Below are 18,554 nucleotides of genomic sequence, written 5' to 3' on the forward strand. Positions count from 1 at the left end.
CCTCATGCATGCGTGTGACGTCGCGTCCCCGCGCGAGGGCGGACGGGGTGACGGGCTCCGAGGCCCACGGGGTCGTCCCCACGCCGGCAGGCGGCCGGAACCCCTGTCAGGGCGTCAACGGTGCCGGCATCCCGGGGTGCCGATACCCGACCCAGCGGAGCCGCGGCGCGCGGTGCGCCGCCTCCTGCCCCCGCGGCCACCCCCGGCCCCGCGGCCGCCCCTGAGCCCATCCGGCGCAGGGGCGGCCGCGGGTCGGGTGCTCAGAAGCCCAGCTCGCGGGCGATCAGCATCCGCTGGACCTCGCTGGTGCCCTCGCCGATCTCCAGGATCTTGGAGTCGCGCCACATGCGGGCCACCGGGTACTCGTTCATGAAGCCGTATCCGCCGTGGATCTGGGTGGCCTCACGGGCGTTGTCCACCGCGATGGTGGACGAGTAGAGCTTGGCGAGCGCAGCCTCCTTCTTGAACGGCTCGCCGCTGACCAGCCGGGAAGCGGCGTCCCGCCAGGACAGGCGGGCGGTGTGGGCGCGCATCTCCATGTCCGCGAGCTTGAACTGGATCGCCTGGTTGGTACCGATGGCGCGGCCGAAGGCGTGGCGCTCCTTGGCGTACTTCACGGACTCGTCCACACAGCCCTGGGCGAGGCCGGTCGCCAGGGCCGAGATCGCCACCCGCCCCTCGTCCAGTATCCGCAGGAACTGGGCGTAACCGCGGCCCTCCTCGCCCAGCAGGTTGGCCAGCGGCACCCGGACGTCGGAGAAGGACAGTTCACGGGTGTCGGAGGCGTTCCAGCCGACCTTGGAGTAGGGGGCGGCGACGGTGAAGCCGGGGGTGCCGGAGGGCACGATGATGGACGAGATCAGCGGGGCGCCGTCCGCCTTGCGGCCGGTGACCGCGGTGACCGTGACCAGCCCGGTGATGTCGGTGCCGGAGTTGGTGATGAAGCACTTGCTGCCGTTGATCACCCACTCGTCACCGTCCCGCACGGCGGTGGTCCGGGTGCCGCCGGCGTCCGAGCCGCACTCGGGCTCGGTCAGCCCGAAGGCACCGAGGATCTCGCCGGAACACATCCGGGGCAGCCACTCCCGCTTCTGCTCCTCGGTGCCGAACCGGAAGACCGGCATCGCGCCGAGCGAGACCCCGGCCTCCAGGGTGATCGCCACCGAGGAGTCCACCCGGGCGAGTTCCTCCAGGGCGATACCGAGGGCGAGGTAGTCGCCGCCCATGCCGCCGTACTCCTCCGGGAACGGCAGCCCGAACAGACCCATCCGGCCCATCTCGCGGACGATCTCGTAGGGGAACTCGTGCCGCTCGTAGAAGTCGCCGATCTTGGGCGCGACGACGTCGTGCGCGAACGCCTCGACGGTGCGGCGGAGTTCTTCGTGTTCGGCGGAGAGCCGGTGGTCCAGCGACATGGCTCAGGACTCCTTCTGGGAGAGTGCACGGACGGTCCGCGAAGGGCTGGGTCGGCCCAGATGTCCGGCCATCCACACGGTGGTGGCGGTGAGACGGCCGAGATCGACCCCGGTCTCGATACCGAGGCCGTCGAGCATCCACACCAGGTCCTCGGTCGCGAGGTTGCCGGTGGCGCTCTTGGCGTAGGGGCAGCCGCCGAGCCCGCCCGCGGAGGCGTCGACGGTGGTCACGCCGTGCTCCAGCGCGGCGAGGGTGTTGGCCAGTGCCTGGCCGTAGGTGTCGTGGAAGTGCACGGCGACGCGGTCCACCGGCACGCCGCGCTCCCCGAGGCGGGTGAGCAGCTGACGCACATGGCCCGGGGTGGCGACGCCGATGGTGTCCCCCAGGCTCAGCTCGTCGCAGCCCAGCTCCATCAGCCGCCCGGCGACCGAGGCCACCTGGTCGACCGGGACCGGGCCCTCCCACGGGTCGCCGAAGCACATGGAGAGATAGCCGCGGACGTGCATCCCGGCGTTCCGGGCGCGGGCGACCACCGGCCGGAACATCTCCAGCGACTCGTCCACCGTGCGGTTGAGGTTGCGCTTGGCGAAGGTCTCGGTGGCGCTGCCGAACACGGCGATCCGGCGGAGGCCGAGGGCGATCGCCCGGTCCAGCCCGCGCTCGTTGGGGACCAGCACCGGCAGCTCGGCGTCCACCCCGTCCAGCAGCGGGACCAGCTGCTCGGCGTCGGCGAGCTGGGGCACCCACTCCGGGCGGACGAAGCTGGTCGCCTCCACGGTGCGCAGCCCGGCGTCGGCCAGCCGCCGGATGAACTCGGCCTTCACCTCCACCGGGACCACGGTCTTCTCGTTCTGCAGGCCGTCGCGCGCGCCCACCTCGTGGATCCGCACCCGGCTCGGCAGGCCGGCCTTCGGCACGGCCATCGGCAGTCCGTCGGGCAGGGACATCACTCACCCTCCTCACTGTCGTGCGGGGTGACCACGGCCAGCACCTGGTCCATGGCGACGGTGCTGCCGGCGGTCACGTCCAGCTCGGTGACGGTGCCGTCGTACGGCGCGGAGATCAGGTGCTCCATCTTCATCGCCTCGACCACCAGCAGTCCTTGACCGGCCGTCACCCGGTCGCCGACGGCGGCCTTGACCACGGTGACGGTGCCGGGCATGGGCGCGGTGAGCGCGCCGGCGTGACCCGCCGCGCCGCCGCCGCGCAGCGCGGCCTCCACCGGGTCGTGGTGGAGCAGGTGCCAGGTGTCCCCATCCCGGCCCAGCCAGATGCCCTCGGGGCCCCGGGCCACCACGAACGGGTGGGTGATCCCGCCCCATTCGACGGTGATCCGGTCCGCGCCCGCGGTCAGCAGGCGGGCGGGCACGGGCTCCGGCGCCCCGGCGGCGTCCTCGGCGGTGTCCTCCGGGCGCTCCAGGCGGATCTCGGCGTCGTGGGCCAGGCCCCGCACCCGGACGGTCACCGGAGGCTGCCCCGGCAGTCGCAGATGGTGGACGGTCCAGGCGCGCTCCCCGCCCAGCCGCCATCCGGTCGGGACCGAGAACGGGTCCACCCAGCCGGACGGCGTCCCCGCGGGGTCGGCCGGCCCCGAGCCTTCCGCCCCCGCATCGGTGACACCCGGTTCCAGCGCCGCCTGACGCAGCAGCGCGGCCGCCGCGAACACCTCCGCGGGCACCTCGGCCGGCACCAGCGCCGGGGCGTCCCGGTCGACGAGCCCGGTGTCCAGGTCCCCGGAGACCACCGCGGGGTGGGCCAGCAGCCTGCGGAGGAAGCCGACGTTGGTGTCCAGTCCCAGCACCGTGGTGCGGGCCAGGGCGCCGCTGAGCCGGCGCAGTGCGGTGGCCCGGTCCGGGCCGTAGGCGATGACCTTGGCGAGCATCGGGTCGTAGACCGTGCCGACCTCGGTGCCCTCGGTCAGTCCGGAGTCGACCCGAACCCCTTCGCCGTCCGGCTCGCGCAGGATCCGCACGGTGCCGGCGGACGGCAGGAAGTCCACCCGGCCGTCTCCCGGGCGGGCGGTCTCCGCGCAGACCCGGGCCTCCACGGCGTGGCCGGCGAAGCCGATGTCGGGCTGGTCGAACGGCAGCCGCTCACCGGCCGCGGTGCGCACCTGCCACTCCACCAGGTCCAGGGCGCCGTGGCCGGCGACCGAGACGGCGAGTTCGGTGACCGGGTGCTCGACCTGGAGCCGGGTGTTCATCTCCATGAAGTAGTACGCGGAGGGGTCGTCGCCGGGGACGATGAACTCCACCGTGCCCGCTCCGGTGTAGCCGCAGGACCGCGCGGCCTGGACCGCGGCCTCGCCCATCGCGGCCCGGGTGGCGGCGTCCAGCAGCGGACTGGGCGCCTCCTCGATGATCTTCTGGTGGCGGCGCTGCAGCGAGCACTCGCGTTCGCCGAGGTGGACGACGCGCCCGTGGGCGTCGGCGAGCACCTGGATCTCGATGTGGCGCGGGCGGTCGATCCACCGCTCGACCAGCAGGGTGTCGTCGCCGAAGGAGCCCCGCGCCTCGCGCCGGGCCGCGGCGATCTCCTCGGCCAGTACCGCTTCGTCCCGGACCAGCCGCATGCCCTTGCCGCCACCGCCGGCCGAGGGCTTGAGCAGCACCGGCATGCCGATCTCGCGGGCCGCGTCGGCCAGCTGCGAGTCGGTCAGTCCGCTGCCGGAGGACCCCGGCACCACCGGCACCCCGGCCGCCCGCACCGTCTCCTTGGCGCGGATCTTGTCGCCCATCAGCTCGATCGCCTCGGCCGGCGGCCCGATGAACACCAGCCCGGCGTCCGCGCAGGCCCGCGCGAAGGCGGCGTTCTCGGCGAGGAATCCGTAACCGGGGTGGACGGCCCGGGCGCCGGTGCGCCGTGCGGCGTCCAGCAGCCGGTCGACGGAGAGGTAGCTCTGGGCGGCGGGGGCCGGACCGATGCGGACCGCGGTGTCGGCCTCCCGGACGTGCCGGGCGTCGGCGTCGGCGTCGCTGAACACCGCGATCGAACGGATGCCGAGCTGCCGCAGGGTGCGGATGACCCGGACCGCGATCTCGCCCCGGTTGGCGACCAGCACGCCGCCCGCACCGGCCGGGGCCGGGCCGGCGCCGGACGCCGCCGTCCGGCCCGCCGCCTCGGCGTCCGCCGGGAACGCCGTATCTGCCGTGAACATCGTCTGCATCCCCTCGTCACATCCGGAAGACGCCGTAGCCGGGCGCCGCGGGGTCCTTCTCGGGCAGCGGCGCGTTGGCGCAGGCGGTGAGCGCCAGCCCGAGCACCGTCCGGGTCTCCAGCGGATCGATCACGCCGTCGTCCCACAGCCGGGCGGTCGCGTAGTAGGCGCTGCCCTGGGTCTCGTACTGCTCCCGGATCGGGGCCCGGAACCCGGCCTCCGCCTCCTGGCTCCACTCCTCGCCGCGCGCTTCCAGCTGGTCGCGCTTGACCGTGGCGAGCACCGAGGCGGCCTGCTCGCCGCCCATCACCGAGATCTTGGCGTTCGGCCACATCCACATGAAGCGCGGCGAATAGGCGCGGCCGCACATGGAGTAGTTGCCCGCCCCGTACGAGCCGCCGATGACGACCGTCAGCTTGGGGACCCGGGTGCAGGCCACCGCAGTGACCATCTTGGCGCCGTGCTTGGCGATGCCGCCCGCCTCGTAGCTCCGGCCGACCATGAACCCGGAGATGTTCTGCAGGAAGACCAGCGGGATGCCGCGCTGGTCGCACAGTTCGATGAAGTGGGCGCCCTTCTGGGCGGATTCGGCGAACAGGATGCCGTTGTTGGCCACGATGCCCACCGGGTGGCCCTGGATCCGGGCGAACCCGGTCACCAGGGTGGTCCCGAACTCGGCCTTGAACTCCGCGAACCGCGAGCCGTCCACCACCCGGGCGATCACCTCGCGCACGTCGTACGGGGTGCGCGAGTCCACCGGGACCGCGCCGTACAGCCCGGCGGGGTCGACCGCGGGCTCCTCGGCGGCGGTCACCTGCCACGGCAGCCGGCCGCGGCGGGCGAGCGACGCGGGCAGGGTCGAGACGATGGACCGGACGATCCGCAGCGCGTGCGCGTCGTCCTCCGCGAGGTGGTCGGTTACCCCGGACACCTTGGAGTGCACCTCGCCACCGCCCAGCTCCTCGGCGGTGACCACCTCACCGGTGGCGGCCTTCACCAGCGGTGGGCCGCCCAGGAAGATGGTGCCCTGCTCGCGGACGATCACCGCTTCGTCGCTCATCGCCGGGACGTACGCCCCGCCCGCGGTACACGACCCGAGCACCGCCGCGACCTGCGGGATGCCGGCGCCGGACATCCGCGCCTGGTTGTAGAAGATGCGGCCGAAGTGCTCGCGGTCCGGGAAGACCTCGTCCTGCATCGGCAGGAACGCGCCGCCGGAGTCCACCAGGTAGACGCAGGGCAGCCGGTTCTCCAGCGCCACCTCCTGGGCGCGCAGGTGCTTCTTCACCGTCATCGGGTAGTAGGTGCCGCCCTTGACGGTGGCGTCGTTGGCGACCACCACCACCTCGCGGCCGGCCACCCGCCCGATCCCGGCGATCACGCCGGCCGCGGGGGCCTGGTCCCCGTACATCCCGTCCGCCGCCAGTGGCGCCAGTTCCAGGAAGGGCGATCCCGGATCCAGCAGCGTGTCCACCCGGTCGCGCGGCAGCAGCTTGCCGCGCGCGGTGTGCCGCGCCCGCGCCTTCTCGCCGCCGCCCAGCCGCGCCGCCGCGAGCTTCTCGCGCAGCCGCGCCGCCAGCTCGCGGTGCGCGCTCTCGTTGGCGCGCCAGGCGTCGGACGCCGGATCGGCGCCGCTTGTCAGCACCGGTGCCTGCTCCATTGGCTACGAGCCCCCTTGCCCGAATCCGCTCCGACCGATCCCCTGCCGGGGCCGCCGGTCCTGCGGGGGAGGGCCGTTCCGACCCGTCCGCCCGGCCCTCCGGTCGGTTAATGAGCGTTAACCTGTTGCCAATAGGTTAACGACCACTAACGCCGCTGTCTAGAATCAATTTCATGAGCACCCACGCGCCCGCCCCCACCCGCCGTGACCAGATCCTGCGCGAGGCCGCCCGGCTCTTCGCGGAGCGCGGCTTCCACGGTGTCGGTGTCGACGAGATAGGCGCCGCGGTGGGCATCAGCGGCCCCGGTCTCTACCGTCACTTCGCGGGCAAGGACGCGATGCTCGCCGAGCTGCTGGTGGGGATCAGCGGCCGGCTGCTCACCGGCGGCAAGCGGCGGGTCGCCGACGCCGCGGCGGAGGGGCTGCCGCCCGCCGCCGTCCTGGACTCGCTGGTCGAGGGCCATATCGACTTCGCCCTCGACGACCGCCCGCTGATCACCCTGCACGACCGGGAGCTGGACCGGCTCCGGGACAGCGACCGCAAGCTGGTGCGCCAGCTCCAGCGGCAGTACGTCGAGCTGTGGGTGGAGGTGGTGCGGAAGGTGTACCCGGGGCTGGCGGAGAGCCCGGCGCGGGCCGCCGTGCACGCCGTGTTCGGCCTGCTCAACTCCACCCCGCACCTGGGCCGGCCGGGTGCGCTGCCGGGCCGGGACGCCACCGCCGCGCTGCTGCACCGGCTGGCGCTGGGCGCCTTCGGTGCGGCCGCTGCTACTGACTGAGCGCACCGCCCGGTCGCCGCGTCGGCCGCGCCCCCGGCCATCGTGTCGGCCGCGCCCCCGGCCATCGTGTCGGCCGCACCCCCCGGCCGCCGCGTCGGCCGCGCCGGACGGTTGCGGGGCCGGTCCCGCTCGGACGGCTCCGGGCCGGTCCCGCCGCCGAGTGGTGCGCCGGGGGCGTGCGGCGGGGGAGCCGGGTGGGGACGGGCTCCTCGGCGAGCCCCGTGGGAGGAGCCGGCCGGGGCGCGTCCGCCGGGCGGGCAGCCGGACCGGGGGCGGTCCGGCCGGGACAACCGCGCCGGGGCAACCGCGCCGGGACGGCCGGGCCGGGACGGTCTCGGCGGGCCATCGGGCGGGGCACGGGTACGGCGGCCGGTGGTGCGGCCCGGGGCGTCCGGTCCCTCTGGACAGCCGACTGACCGGCGGGTAGCTTTTCGGCCAGGGAACTGAGCAAGCGCTTAGACAGAAGCGTCCCGGTCGCGCCCAGTGGAGGGTTCCAGCATGCGTCGCACGGTGTTCAACGAGGACCACGAGGCGTTCCGCGAGACGATCCGGGACTTCATCGCCGCCGAGGTCGTGCCCCACTACGAGGAGTGGCGGGAGGCCGGCCAGGCCCCGCGCTCCTTCTACAAGAAGCTGGGTGAGCTGGGTGTCTTCGGCATCGAGGTGCCGGAGGAGTACGGCGGGGCGGGCGAGACCAGCTTCAAGTTCAACGCCGTCATCACCGAGGAGATCGCGCGCGCCGGGGTCAGCTTCGGCGGCAGCGGCGTGCACACCGCACTCTGCCTCCCGTACCTGCTCAAGTACGCCAACGAGGAGCAGAAGCGGCGCTGGCTGCCGCCCTTCGTCACCGGCGACATGATGACCGCCATCGCCATGACCGAGCCCGGCACCGGCTCCGACCTGGCCGGCATGAAGACCACCGCCAAGCTCTCCGAGGACGGCACCCACTACGTCCTCAACGGCGCCAAGACCTTCATCACCGGCGGAGTCCTCGCCGACCGGGTGCTGGTCTGCGCGCGTACCGCCCCGCCCACCCCCGAGGACCGCCGGGCCGGCATCTCCATCCTCGTCGTCGACACCCGCAGCGAGGGCTACGCGGTCGGCCGCAAGCTGGAGAAGCTGGGTCTGAAGACCTCCGACACCGCGGAACTCTCCTTCACCGACGTCAAGGTGCCGGTCGAGGACCTGCTGGGCGAGGAGGGCAAGGCGTTCGGCTACCTCGGGCAGAACCTGCCGCAGGAGCGGCTGGGCATCGCGGTGGGCGCCTACGCGCAGGCCGCCGCGGCGGTCGAGTTCGCCAAGGCGTACGTGCGGGACCGCTCGGTCTTCGGCACGTCGGTGGCGTCCTTCCAGAACACCAAGTTCGTGCTCGCCGACTGCAAGTCCGAGGTGGACGCCATGCAGGCGGTGGTCGACCGGGCGCTGGACGCGCACGACGCGGGCGAGCTGACCGCGGCCGACGCGGCCTCCGCCAAGCTGTTCACCACCGAGCGGGCGGCGGTCGTCATCGACAAGTGCCTCCAGCTGCACGGCGGTTACGGCTACATGATGGAGTACCCCATCGCCCGGCTGTACGCGGACACCCGGGTCACCCGCATCTACGGCGGCACCAGCGAGGTCATGCGCTCCATCATCGCCAAGTCGATGGGCCTGTGAGCCGCCCGGCCGCGGCGGCGCGCCGCCCGGCGGCCCGCACCACCCGGAACCCGGGCCGGTCATGAACCCCGCACTGCGGAGCCTGCTGGACCTGCTGGACCTGGAGCAGATCGACCGGGACATCTTCCGCGGGGCCAGCCGGCCCTCCCTGGTGGAGCGGGTGTTCGGCGGCCAGGTGGCGGCGCAGGCGCTGGCCGCCGCCGGCCGTACCGTCCCCGGGGACCGGCCGCCGCACTCCCTGCACGCGTACTTCCTGCGCCCCGGCGACCCCGGCGCGCCCATCGTCTACACCGTCGACCGGATCCGCGACGGCTTCTCCTTCACCAACCGGCGGGTGGTGGCGGTGCAGCACGGGAACCCGATCTTCCACCTCTCCGCCTCCTTCCAGGAGCACGAGGAGGGCATGGAGCACCAGGAGCCCATGCCGCACGCCCCGGACCCGCTGACCCTGCCCACCGCCGGGGAGCTGCTGCCCCGCTACGCCCACCGCTTCGCGGACCCGGAGCGGACCGTCCGGCGGATGCTCCGGGCGCGCGCCGCGGTCGACCTGCGCTATGTGGACGAGCCGCCGTACGGGCGCATCGGGCAGCCCCGCGAAGCCGCCTCCCAGGTGTGGTTCCGGACCGACGGCAAGCTCGACGGCGACCTGGACGGCACCCTGCTCCACGTCTGCCTGGCGGCCTATGTGTCCGACATGACGCTGCTGGACCCGGTCCTGCTCGCGCACGGACGGGGCGGCTGGGCGGTGGGCGACGTGGTCGGCGCCAGCCTGGACCACGCCATGTGGTTCCACCGCCCGTTCCGCGTGGACGAGTGGCTGCTGTACGACCAGGCGAGCCCGTCGTCGTCCGGCGGGCGGGGGCTGGCCAAGGGGCGGATCTTCACCCAGGACGGGCGGCTCGCGGTCTCGGTCATCCAGGAGGGCATGGTCCGCGTCCCACGCACCCGGCGGCGGCCGGGAGGCTGAGCGCGGCGGCACACACCGGAAGCGGCCGGCCCCCGCCCGGGTACGGATGGTTCGGCCAGGACCGGAGCGGGGCCGGGTACGGATGATCTGGCCAGGACCGGAGCGGGGCGGTGGGGCCCGGCCGCCCGGCCCGGGGACCGCGGCCGGCGTACGGGGAACCCGCGGGCGGGTGTGACCGCGCCGGGCGGGGCGGCCCCGGCGCGGCGGACCGGGCCGCGGGCCGCGGCCGGGCTCAGCCCCAGGACGCCAGACCGGCCGCGTCCAGCAGGTACGCGGTCAGCGGGTCGTAGAACCGCGGGTTGGTGACGTGGTCGTCCAGCGGCACCACCACCGCGAGGGTGCCCTCCGCCTCGGCGAGGAAGAGCGCCGGGTCGTTGCAGTCGGCGTAACCGACCGCGGTGAGCCCGCGCTGGGCCGCGCAGCCGGCCCAGCCGTGGTCGGCCACCACCAGGTCCGGCAGCGGACGGCCCTCGCGCTCCAGGCCGTCCAGGATCGCGGCCATCGGGGCGGGGGAGTGGGTGTGCCACAGGGTCGCCCCGCGCTCCAGCACCGCCACGTCGGCGAACTGGAAGACATAGCCCTCGTCGGCGGTCAGCCCGCCGGGGATCTCCACGATCTCGCAGCCCGCGGCCCGCAGCGCCACGGCCGTGGCCCGGTGCACGTCCAGCAGGCCGCCCGGGTGGCCGGTGGCGAAGAGCACCCGCTCCCGCCCCTTCGCGGCCTTCCGCAGCACCGCCGCCATCCGGTCCAGCGCCCCGACGGTCAGCTCCGGGTCGATGGTGTCCTGGCCCATCCGGTGCTGCGGGTCGTCGACCACGCCGCACCGCTCCGCCATCACGGCCAGGACGTCCTGCTCGTCCGCCCAGCGCTCGCCGAATTCCAGTCCGAACCAGTAGTGCCGGTCACCGTTCGCGAGCTTGCGGTAGTGGGAGAGGTTGTTGTCGCGGGGGGTGGCCACGTCGCCCGCGATGCGGGTGCGGACCAGGTGATCGATCAGTTCGGCCCGGGACGGGACGGGGCTGGCTATCGGCATGCCGCCCATTGTCCCCCCTGAACCCGGAAAATGGACGTGGTGTCCAAATGGCCGCGCTTGGGGCTCGGGAACGTACATGTGCGGAATCCGTCGTTCTGCCTACCCTCGGAGGTCGTACCCCTGATCCCGCACCGCCGAGAGGCAGCAGCCGCATGAGCACGGACGCCCGTCAGCCCGGTCAGCCCGCCGGCCCCGTAGGCCCGGTCGACTCCTCCCGCATCCCGCGCTACGCCGGGCCGGCCACCTTCGCCCGGCTGCCGCGCATCGACGAGGTCGGCGGCACCGCCGACGTCGCGGTGGTCGGCGTGCCCTTCGACACCGGGGTCTCCTACCGTCCGGGCGCCCGCTTCGGCGGCAACGCGATCCGCGAGGCCTCGCGGCTGCTGCGCCCGTACAACCCGGCGCAGGACGCCTCCCCGTTCGCGCTCGCCCAGGTGGCCGACGCCGGGGACATCGCCGCCAACCCGTTCAACATCAACGAGGCGGTGGAGACCATCGAGGCCGCCACCGACGACCTGCTGGGCACCGGTGCCCGGCTGATGACGCTCGGCGGCGACCACACCATCGCGCTGCCCATCCTCCGTTCGGTGGCCCGCAAGCACGGGCCGGTGGCGCTGCTCCACTTCGACGCGCACCTGGACACCTGGGACACCTACTTCGGCGCCGAGTACACCCATGGCACGCCGTTCCGCCGAGCGGTCGAGGAGGGCATCCTCGACACCTCCGCGCTCAGCCACGTCGGCACCCGGGGCCCGCTGTACGGCAAGCAGGACCTGGACGACGACGCGAAGATGGGCTTCGGCATCGTGACCTCCGCCGATGTGATGCGACGCGGCGTGGACGAGGTGGCCGACCAGCTCCGCCAGCGGATCGGCGACCGCCCGCTGTACATCTCCATCGACATCGACGTGCTGGACCCCGCGCACGCCCCGGGCACCGGCACCCCGGAGGCCGGCGGCCTCACCTCGCGGGAGCTGCTGGAGATCCTGCGCGGGCTGGCCGGCTGCCACCTGGTCTCCGCCGACCTGGTCGAGGTCGCCCCCGCCTACGACCACGCCGAGATGACCTCCGTCGCCGCGTCCCACACGGCGTACGAACTGACCACGATCATGGCGCGCCAGATCGCGGCCGAGCGCGCGGCCTGACGGCCGAACCCTCCGCGCTCGGGCCCGACGCCCGGCCTCCCCGTGCGGGGAGGCCGGGCGTCGGCACGTCCGGGGCCGGCCGCGCCCCGAGGCGGGCGGCGGGCGCCGCGTCCGGGGCCGGCCGTCCCCCGAGCCGAGCCGAGTCGGCCTTCCTCCGAGCCGGGCCGGCCGTGCCCCCAGCCGGGTCGGCCGTCCCCCGAGACGGGTCGGCCGTCCCCCGAGCCGGCCCGGGCACCCACCGGCCGGCGTGCCCGTCGGCGCCCTCCGGTCGCCGTCCCCGTCGGCATCCCGCGCCGTCGTTGTCGTGCCGACCCGTCCGCCCGGTGCCGCCCGGGGACGGTTCCTTGGGCCGAATGCATTCATCTTCTGAACATGTTGTGCGATCTATTGATGTCACGTGTTCAGGTCTTTATTGTCGCTGCGACCTTTCCGCGACCCGCGACGGAGAACGATGAGGCACTCCCCCCGGCCGTCCCGTCCTGCCCGGCTCCTCGCGCCGCTCCTCGTGAGCACGCTCGCCGCGGCGGTTCCCGCGACCCCGGCCGCCGCCGGCACCCCCGGCACCGGCCATCCGCACGCCCGCGCCACCCCCTCCTGCGCCCCGGACGGCACCCGGGCCGGAGCCGCCCGGCGGACCCCGGGCGGGTCCGCGTCCGACGCCTCCTGGGCGCCCACCGCCACCCGGATCGACCCCGAGGACAGCCACCACGCGTTCGTCGGCAACGGCTACCTCGGCCAGCGCGTCCCGCCGAACGGCACCGGGTACCCGGCGACCGGGGCCAAGACCGGCTGGCCGCTGTTCACTCCGCGCTACGACGGCTCGTTCGTCTCCGGGCTGTATGCCAACAACCCGCAGACCACCGAGAATCGGCAGGTCATCGCCGCCATCCCGACCTGGACGTCGCTGGAGGTGCGGACCGGCGGCAAGCGGGGCGAGACCTTCGGGCCCACCACCGGCGCCGACCGCGTCTCGAACTACCGGCAGACCCAGTTCCTGCGCTGCGGACTGGTCCGCACCTCCCTCACCTGGACCGCCTCCGACGGCCGCGCCACCGACCTGGTCTTCGAGGTGCTCGCCGACCGCAACACCGCCCGGGCGGGTGCCGTGCGGCTGCTGATGACGCCGCGCTGGAGCGGGCAGGCCACCGTCACCGACCTGCTGGACGGGCGGGGTGCCCGCCGGATCTCCGGGACCGGCGGCGGACCGCGCCCCGGTGGCCGGACGGTGGACGTCGCCTTCCGCACGGACGGCACCGGGACCGACGGGGCGGTGGCCTCCACGCTTCGACCCGGTCGCGGTGTCCATACAAAGGGTGAACGTCAAAAGGGCGTGGACGTAGCGAAGTTGACGGCCCGGCAGGCCGTTTCGTTTCCGGTGGAGCGCGGCCGGTCCTACGAACTGACCAAGTACGTCGGGGTGGACACCGAACTCACCTCCCGCGCCCCGCGCGCCGCCGCCACCGCCGTCTCCCAGGCGGCCGCCCGGCGCGGCTGGCACCGGCTGCTGGGCGCGCACACCGCCGCCTGGGAGAAGCTGTGGCGCGCCGACGTCGAGGTCCCCGGCCGGCCGGAGCTCCAGGCATGGCTGCGCGCCGCCCGGTACGGACTGCTCTCCAACACCCGTACCGGGGCCGTGAACAGCATCGCCCCGACCGGGCTCACCAGCGACAACTACGGCGGACTGATCTTCTGGGACGCCGAGACCTGGATGTTCCCCGGTCTGCTGGCCACCCACCCGGAACTCGCCAGGACGGTCGTCGAGTACCGCTACCGGACCCGCGCCGGAGCCCGCGCCAACGCCCGCCGGCTGGGCTTCCCCGGCCTCTTCTACCCGTGGACCAGCGGCGCCCGGGGCGACCTGCCGTCCGAGTGCCACAGCGTGGACCCACCGCACTGCCGCACCCAGATCCACCTGCAGAGCGACATCGCGCTGGCGGTGTGGCAGTACTACCTGGCCACCGGCGACCTGGGGTGGCTGCGCGAGCGCGGCTGGCCGGTCCTCAAGGGCATCGCCGAGTTCTGGTCCGGCCGGGTCGCCCGGAACGCCGACGGCAGTTACTCGGTGAAGGACGTCGCCGGGCCCGACGAATACAGCAACGGGGTGGACGACGGGGTCTTCACCAACGCCGGAGCGGCCACCACCCTGCGCACCGCCACCCGCGCCGCCCGGCTGCTCGGTGAACGGCCGGCCGCCGAGTGGAACCGGATCGCGGAGCGGCTGCGCATCCCCTACGACGCCGAACGGCAGGTCTTCCTGCAGTACGCGGGCTACCAGGGTTCGGTGATCAAGCAGGCCGACACGGTGCTGCTGATGTACCCGCTGGAGTGGCCCATGTCGCGGCAGGCGGCCGCCAACACCCTCGCCTACTACGCCGCCCGGACGGATCCCGACGGGCCGGCCATGACCGACTCGGTGCACGCCATCGACGCGGCGGCGATCGGCGAGCCCGGCTGCGTCACCCACACCTACCTGGAGCGTTCCATCCGGCCGTTCGTCCGCGGCCCCTTCCACCAGTTCTCCGAGGCGCGCGGCGAGAAGGCCGGGGCGAGCGACCCGCTGGCGGGTTCCCCGGCGCAGGACTTCCTCACCGGCAAGGGCGGCTTCCTGCAGGTCTTCACCCAGGGGCTGACCGGGCAGCGGCTGCGCGCCGACCGGGTGCACCTGGACCCGATGCTGCCCCCGCAGCTCTCCCAGGGCGTCACCCTCAAGGGGCTGCGCTGGCAGGGCCGTAGCTACGACGTCGCCATCGGGCCCGACGAGACCACGGTGCGGCTGACGTCCGGGCAGCCCTTCCGGATCGACACCCCGCAGGGTGAGCGGGTGGTCAGCGCCGGCTCCCCGGCGGTCCTCAAGACCCGCCGCCCGGACCTGGAGCCCACCGACAACCTGGCCCGCTGCCGTACCGCCACGGCCTCCTCGGAGGAGCCCGGGATGTACGCGGGCGCCGCGCTGGACGGCAGCACCGCCACCGCCTGGGTGCCGGACGGGGTGCGCGGCACGCTCACCGCCGACCTGGGCCGGGTCCGGCGGATCGGCGGGATCACGCCGACCTGGACCGCGGTGCGGCCCACCGGCCACACCGTCCGCACCTCGGCGGACGGCGTCCACTGGAGCGACTGGCGGCCCGGGGGAAGCGCCCGCGAGGCGCGCTACGTCGAGGTGGCCGTGGTCTCGGCGGACGACCGGAAGCGAGCCGGGATCGCCGAGTTGTCGGTGCGGCGAGCGGCCGGCGGCTGAGCCACCGGCCGGTCCGCGCCACCGGGCCCCTGCCTCCTGGACCGCCGGGTCCGGGGGCGGGGGCCGCGGCTGTCCGGGGCGGGTGGCCGGGCAGGGGGCGGCGGGAACGCCCAGGCGGGGGCCGGGCGGGTGACGGGCGACCGGGCAGGGGGCGGACGGGCGGGGCGGACGGGCGGAGGGTGATCGGAGAGGGGCCGGATAGGGGCCGACCGGACGGGGGCCGACCGGACAGGGGGTTGGACGGACGGGGTTGGACGGAACGTCCAGGCGCTGTACAGTCCATCCAGAAGCGTGTCGGCGTCCGGGTCGGCTCCGGTCGGTCTCCGTGAGCCGGCACCGGTCCGGTGCCGGAGGGAGGCATGGAGTGAACGCGGACGTGAACGCGGACGTGAACGCTGACGTGGATGCGGAGGCGGACCGGGCCGAGGCCGACGCCGTCCTCGCGGCGCTACGGCCGGTCGTCGACGGGCTGGCGGCCACCTTCGGCCGGTCCTGCGAGGTGGTCGTCCACGACTTCCGGCGGCCGGACGGCTCGGTGGTGCTGATCGCGGGCGACCTCACCGGCCGCACCGTCGGAGGGTCGATGAGCGAGATCGGCATGGACCTGCTGCGGCAGGGCGACGCCGCGCCCGACCGGCTCAACTACGTGACCCGGACCCCCTCCGGGCGGATGCTCAAGTCCTCGACGGTGGTGCTGCGCACCACCCGGGGCACCGCGTTCGGCGCCTTCTGCGTCAACCTCGACATCACCGCCCTCCACCAGGCCCACGAGGTGCTCGGTGATCTGGTGGGGGTGGCGCCCGCGGCCCCGGGGGCGGCGGTGCCCACCACCACCTTCAGCAACGACGTGGACGACGTGGTCGACGCCGCCGTGGACGGCCTCCAGCTCGCCCGGGGCAGGCAGTGGGCCGATCTGGACCGGGCCGAACGGATCGCCCTGTTCCGGCGGCTGGACGCGACCGGCGTCTTCGCGGTGCGGCGAGCGGTGCCCCGGGTGGCGGCCCGGCTCGGCATCTCCCGCGCCTCCGCATACGCCTACCTGGCCGATGTCCGCAGGAGCGAGGACACGCACGGCCCCCGGGAGTGATCGACGAGTGACACGGCCCGCAGGAGTGATCGACGAGTGAGAGGACGCCGGATCCCATGACCAGCACCGAGCAGGTCACCATCGACGACATCCGCGCCGCCGCGGCCCGGCTCGAGGGCGTGGCGCACCGCACCCCGGTACTGACCTCGCGCACCCTGGACGAACGGGTCGGCGCGGAGATCTTCCTCAAGTGCGAGAACTTCCAGCGGGTGGGCGCGTTCAAGTTCCGCGGCGCCTACAACACCATCGCCCAGCTCCCGCCCGAGCGGCTGCGCCGCGGCGTGGCCGCCTACTCCTCCGGCAACCACGCCCAGGCCGTCGCCCTCGCCGCCAGGATGCTGGGCGCGCCCGCCGTGATCCTCATGCCGGAGGACGCCCCCCGGACGAAGCGGGAGGCCACCCTCGGCTACGGGGCGGAGGTCGTCACCTACGACCGCTACACCGGCGACCGGATCGCGCTGGGGGAGCAGCTGGCGGCCGAACGCGGGCTGACCCTCGTCCCGCCCTACGAGCACCCGCACGTCATCGCGGGCCAGGGGACCGTCGGACTGGAACTCGCCGAGCAGGTCGCCGGGCTGGGGGCCCTGGTCGCCCCGGTCGGCGGCGGCGGACTGATGGCCGGGTGCGCCACCGCCGTGCGGGCCGTGGACCCGGCGGTCCGTACCGTCGGCGTGGAGCCGGAGGCGGGCGACGACTACAAGCGCTCGCTGGAGGCCGGGCGGCGGGTGCGGATCCCGGTGCCGCGCACCATCGCCGACGGCCAGGCGCTGGAGATGCCCGGCGAGCTGTCCTTCGCCGTCAACCGGCGGCTGCTGGACGAAGTGGTGCTGGTCAGCGACGACGAGATCCGCGACGCCATGGAGTTCGCCTTTACCCGGCTGAAGATCGTGGTGGAGCCGAGCGGCGCGACCGGGCTGGCCGCACTGCTCGCGGGCCGGCTGGGGGCGCTGCCGCCGCGGGTGGGCGTGGTGGTCTCCGGCGGCAACATCGACCCGGCCCGCTTCGCCGAACTGGTGGGGGCGCGCTGAGCGGGGTGGCCGGCCGGCGCGGTGCGCCCGCGGGCGGCCCGGCCGTCGACCGGGCTCCGGCGCCGGCGGCCGTCGGCGGGGTGCCCGGGTGCCCGGGCCGGTTCAGCGGACGGTGAGCACCCGGGGGCCGTCCTCGGTGACGGCCACCGTGTGTTCGCTGTGCGCGGCCCGGGCGCCGTCCGTGGTGCGCAGCGTCCAGCCGTCGTGGTCGGTCAGGTAGTCGTCGGAGCCGCCGGCCAGGAACATCGGCTCGATGGCCAGCACCAGCCCGTGCCGCAGCGGGAAGCCGCGCCCGGGCCGGCCCTCGTTGGGCACCGGCGGATCCTCGTGCATCCGGCGGCCGATGCCGTGGCCGCCGAAATCGGCCGGGATGCCGTACCCGGCGGCCCGGCCGACCGAGGCGATGGCGTGCCCGATGTCTCCCATCCGGGCGCCCACCACGGCGGCCTCCACGGCCGCCGCGAGGGCGCGTTCGGTGGCCTCGATCAGCCGCTGGTCCTCGGGGCGCGGGGTGCCGACGGTGAAGCTGACCGCGGCGTCGCCGACCCAGCCGTCGACCACCGCACCGCAGTCGATGCTCACCAGGTCGCCGTCGCGCAGCCGGTAGCCGTCCGGGATGCCGTGCACGATCGCGTCGTTGACGGACGCGCAGATGACGGCCGGGAAGGGGACCGGCGCGAAGTCCGGCCGGTAGCCCAGGAAGGGCGAGTCGGCTCCCGCCTCGCGGAGCACCGTCCGCGCCGCCTCGTCCAGTTCCCGGAGCCGGACCCCGACCGCGGCAGCGCCGCGCACCGTGTCCAGCGCCTCCGCCACCACGCGCCCGGCTTCGCGCATGGCGTCCAGGGCCGCGTCCGTCTTGATCTCCACCATGGCCGGCTCTCTCCGCTTCTTCCCGTTTCTTCCCGTACAACGGCTGTCTTCGGGGGCCGCCGGGTCCGCGCGCGCCGCCGAACATCCGGGGCGCGACATGGAGCGCACCGGCTCCCAATTCTTATACCGGTATTAGTATCACGGTCATGGTGCGCACCCCCCTGACCCCACTGGAACGCGAACGCGGCCGCCACCTCGGCGTCCTGCTGCGCGAGGCGCGCGGCGAACGGAGCATGGCCACCGTCGCCGCGGCGGCCGGCATCTCCGCCGAGACCCTCCGGAAGATCGAGACCGGGCGGGCCCCGACCCCGGCCTTCTTCACCGTCGCCGCGCTGGCCACCGCACTGGGACTGGCCCTGGACGACCTCGCCGCGCGCTGCGCGGAGATCACGGTCGTCCCGCCGGAGGAAGCCGGACACGCCGCCGCCTGACGCGGGCGTCGCCCGTACGGCCCACTTCACCCTTCCGGGTTTCTTTTGTTGCAGCAGGATGAAATCCGCACGTGTGTGCGTTGCAGC

14 protein-coding genes are annotated in these 18,554 nt (G+C 74.2%); 8 read left to right on the forward strand and 6 right to left on the reverse strand.

From position 1 onward, the window contains the following. Positions 1-260: 260 nt before the first annotated feature. From ACH4B3_RS18270 to ACH4B3_RS18285, 4 genes are read right to left on the reverse strand one after another with little or no spacing between them, the layout of a single operon-like run. A complete protein-coding gene (locus ACH4B3_RS18270; RefSeq protein WP_398463887.1) occupies positions 261-1,415 on the reverse strand; it encodes an acyl-CoA dehydrogenase family protein in 1,155 nt (384 codons plus the stop codon). A gap of 3 nt (positions 1,416-1,418) precedes the next feature. Continuing rightward, positions 1,419-2,363, reverse strand: a complete 945-nt coding sequence (locus ACH4B3_RS18275) for a hydroxymethylglutaryl-CoA lyase (RefSeq protein ID WP_398463888.1) — start codon at positions 2,361-2,363, stop codon at positions 1,419-1,421. After that, complete coding sequence (locus tag ACH4B3_RS18280; protein ID WP_398463889.1) at positions 2,363-4,573, reverse strand: acetyl/propionyl/methylcrotonyl-CoA carboxylase subunit alpha; 2,211 nt, start codon at positions 4,571-4,573, stop codon at positions 2,363-2,365. Before ACH4B3_RS18280 ends, ACH4B3_RS18275 begins: the two co-directional genes overlap by 1 nt. Before the next feature lie 16 nt (positions 4,574-4,589). Beyond that, on the reverse strand, positions 4,590-6,233 hold the full coding sequence (locus tag ACH4B3_RS18285) for a carboxyl transferase domain-containing protein (protein ID WP_398463890.1): 1,644 nt from the start codon (positions 6,231-6,233) through the stop codon (positions 4,590-4,592). 173 nt (positions 6,234-6,406) lie between these two features. Between ACH4B3_RS18285 and ACH4B3_RS18290 the strand changes: the two genes are divergently transcribed. From ACH4B3_RS18290 to ACH4B3_RS18300, 3 genes are all read left to right on the forward strand, one after another. Then, on the forward strand, positions 6,407-7,012 hold the full coding sequence (locus ACH4B3_RS18290; protein ID WP_398463891.1) for a TetR/AcrR family transcriptional regulator: 606 nt from the start codon (positions 6,407-6,409) through the stop codon (positions 7,010-7,012). Positions 7,013-7,510: 498 nt separating this feature from the next. After that, positions 7,511-8,668 carry an acyl-CoA dehydrogenase family protein gene (locus ACH4B3_RS18295; protein WP_398463892.1) on the forward strand — a complete coding sequence of 386 codons (1,158 nt, stop codon included), beginning with the start codon at positions 7,511-7,513 and terminating at the stop codon, positions 8,666-8,668. A 61-nt stretch (positions 8,669-8,729) separates the two neighbouring features. Further along, the gene (locus tag ACH4B3_RS18300) at positions 8,730-9,635 is read left to right on the forward strand and encodes an acyl-CoA thioesterase (protein ID WP_398463893.1); all 906 of its coding nucleotides are present in this window, start codon (positions 8,730-8,732) and stop codon (positions 9,633-9,635) included. A gap of 232 nt (positions 9,636-9,867) precedes the next feature. Here ACH4B3_RS18300 and ACH4B3_RS18305 read toward each other — a convergent pair whose 3' ends face one another. Then, a complete protein-coding gene (locus tag ACH4B3_RS18305; protein ID WP_398463894.1) occupies positions 9,868-10,677 on the reverse strand; it encodes a phosphatase in 810 nt (269 codons plus the stop codon). Positions 10,678-10,820: 143 nt separating this feature from the next. Here ACH4B3_RS18305 and speB point away from each other — a divergent pair, with 143 nt between their 5' ends. The 4 genes from speB to ACH4B3_RS18325 all read left to right on the forward strand — a co-directional run bounded on the left by speB (position 10,821) and on the right by ACH4B3_RS18325 (position 17,166). Beyond that, positions 10,821-11,813 carry an agmatinase gene (gene speB, locus ACH4B3_RS18310; RefSeq protein ID WP_398463895.1) on the forward strand — a complete coding sequence of 331 codons (993 nt, stop codon included), beginning with the start codon at positions 10,821-10,823 and terminating at the stop codon, positions 11,811-11,813. 451 nt (positions 11,814-12,264) lie between these two features. Further along, a complete protein-coding gene (locus tag ACH4B3_RS18315; RefSeq protein ID WP_398463896.1) occupies positions 12,265-15,051 on the forward strand; it encodes a glycosyl hydrolase family 65 protein in 2,787 nt (928 codons plus the stop codon). 364 nt (positions 15,052-15,415) lie between these two features. After that, entirely contained in the window at positions 15,416-16,138 is a 723-nt protein-coding gene (locus ACH4B3_RS18320) for a transcriptional regulator (RefSeq protein ID WP_398463897.1), read from the forward strand. A gap of 56 nt (positions 16,139-16,194) precedes the next feature. Then, positions 16,195-17,166, forward strand: coding sequence for a pyridoxal-phosphate dependent enzyme (locus ACH4B3_RS18325; RefSeq protein ID WP_398463898.1), 972 nt, complete (start codon positions 16,195-16,197; stop codon positions 17,164-17,166). A gap of 102 nt (positions 17,167-17,268) precedes the next feature. On the opposite strand, the gene map is transcribed toward ACH4B3_RS18325, so the two are convergent. Continuing rightward, positions 17,269-18,036 carry a type I methionyl aminopeptidase gene (map, locus tag ACH4B3_RS18330; protein ID WP_398463899.1) on the reverse strand — a complete coding sequence of 256 codons (768 nt, stop codon included), beginning with the start codon at positions 18,034-18,036 and terminating at the stop codon, positions 17,269-17,271. A 146-nt stretch (positions 18,037-18,182) separates the two neighbouring features. Between map and ACH4B3_RS18335 the strand changes: the two genes are divergently transcribed. After that, positions 18,183-18,467: a helix-turn-helix domain-containing protein gene (locus ACH4B3_RS18335; RefSeq protein ID WP_398463900.1), complete on the forward strand. Its 285-nt coding sequence runs from the start codon at positions 18,183-18,185 to the stop codon at positions 18,465-18,467. The last annotated feature ends 87 nt before the right edge of the window (positions 18,468-18,554 follow it).

This window comes from Streptomyces sp. NPDC018031 (assembly GCF_044327625.1).
Classification (GTDB): Bacteria; Actinomycetota; Actinomycetes; order Streptomycetales; family Streptomycetaceae; genus Streptomyces.

What these genes read in the sequence shown, in the direction of transcription:
- ACH4B3_RS18335 (WP_398463900.1), top strand. Translation starts at nt 18,183, where the DNA reads ATGGTGCGCACCCCCCTGACCCCACTGGAACGCGAACGCGGCCGCCAC.
- ACH4B3_RS18315 (WP_398463896.1), top strand. Translation starts at nt 12,265, where the DNA reads ATGAGGCACTCCCCCCGGCCGTCCCGTCCTGCCCGGCTCCTCGCGCCG.
- ACH4B3_RS18295 (WP_398463892.1), top strand. Translation starts at nt 7,511, where the DNA reads ATGCGTCGCACGGTGTTCAACGAGGACCACGAGGCGTTCCGCGAGACG.
- ACH4B3_RS18300 (WP_398463893.1), top strand. Translation starts at nt 8,730, where the DNA reads ATGAACCCCGCACTGCGGAGCCTGCTGGACCTGCTGGACCTGGAGCAG.
- map (WP_398463899.1), bottom strand. Translation starts at nt 18,036, where the DNA reads ATGGTGGAGATCAAGACGGACGCGGCCCTGGACGCCATGCGCGAAGCC.
- ACH4B3_RS18270 (WP_398463887.1), bottom strand. Translation starts at nt 1,415, where the DNA reads ATGTCGCTGGACCACCGGCTCTCCGCCGAACACGAAGAACTCCGCCGC.
- speB (WP_398463895.1), top strand. Translation starts at nt 10,821, where the DNA reads ATGAGCACGGACGCCCGTCAGCCCGGTCAGCCCGCCGGCCCCGTAGGC.
- ACH4B3_RS18325 (WP_398463898.1), top strand. Translation starts at nt 16,195, where the DNA reads ATGACCAGCACCGAGCAGGTCACCATCGACGACATCCGCGCCGCCGCG.
- ACH4B3_RS18305 (WP_398463894.1), bottom strand. Translation starts at nt 10,677, where the DNA reads ATGGGCGGCATGCCGATAGCCAGCCCCGTCCCGTCCCGGGCCGAACTG.
- ACH4B3_RS18285 (WP_398463890.1), bottom strand. Translation starts at nt 6,233, where the DNA reads ATGGAGCAGGCACCGGTGCTGACAAGCGGCGCCGATCCGGCGTCCGAC.
- ACH4B3_RS18280 (WP_398463889.1), bottom strand. Translation starts at nt 4,573, where the DNA reads ATGTTCACGGCAGATACGGCGTTCCCGGCGGACGCCGAGGCGGCGGGC.
- ACH4B3_RS18275 (WP_398463888.1), bottom strand. Translation starts at nt 2,363, where the DNA reads ATGTCCCTGCCCGACGGACTGCCGATGGCCGTGCCGAAGGCCGGCCTG.
- ACH4B3_RS18290 (WP_398463891.1), top strand. Translation starts at nt 6,407, where the DNA reads ATGAGCACCCACGCGCCCGCCCCCACCCGCCGTGACCAGATCCTGCGC.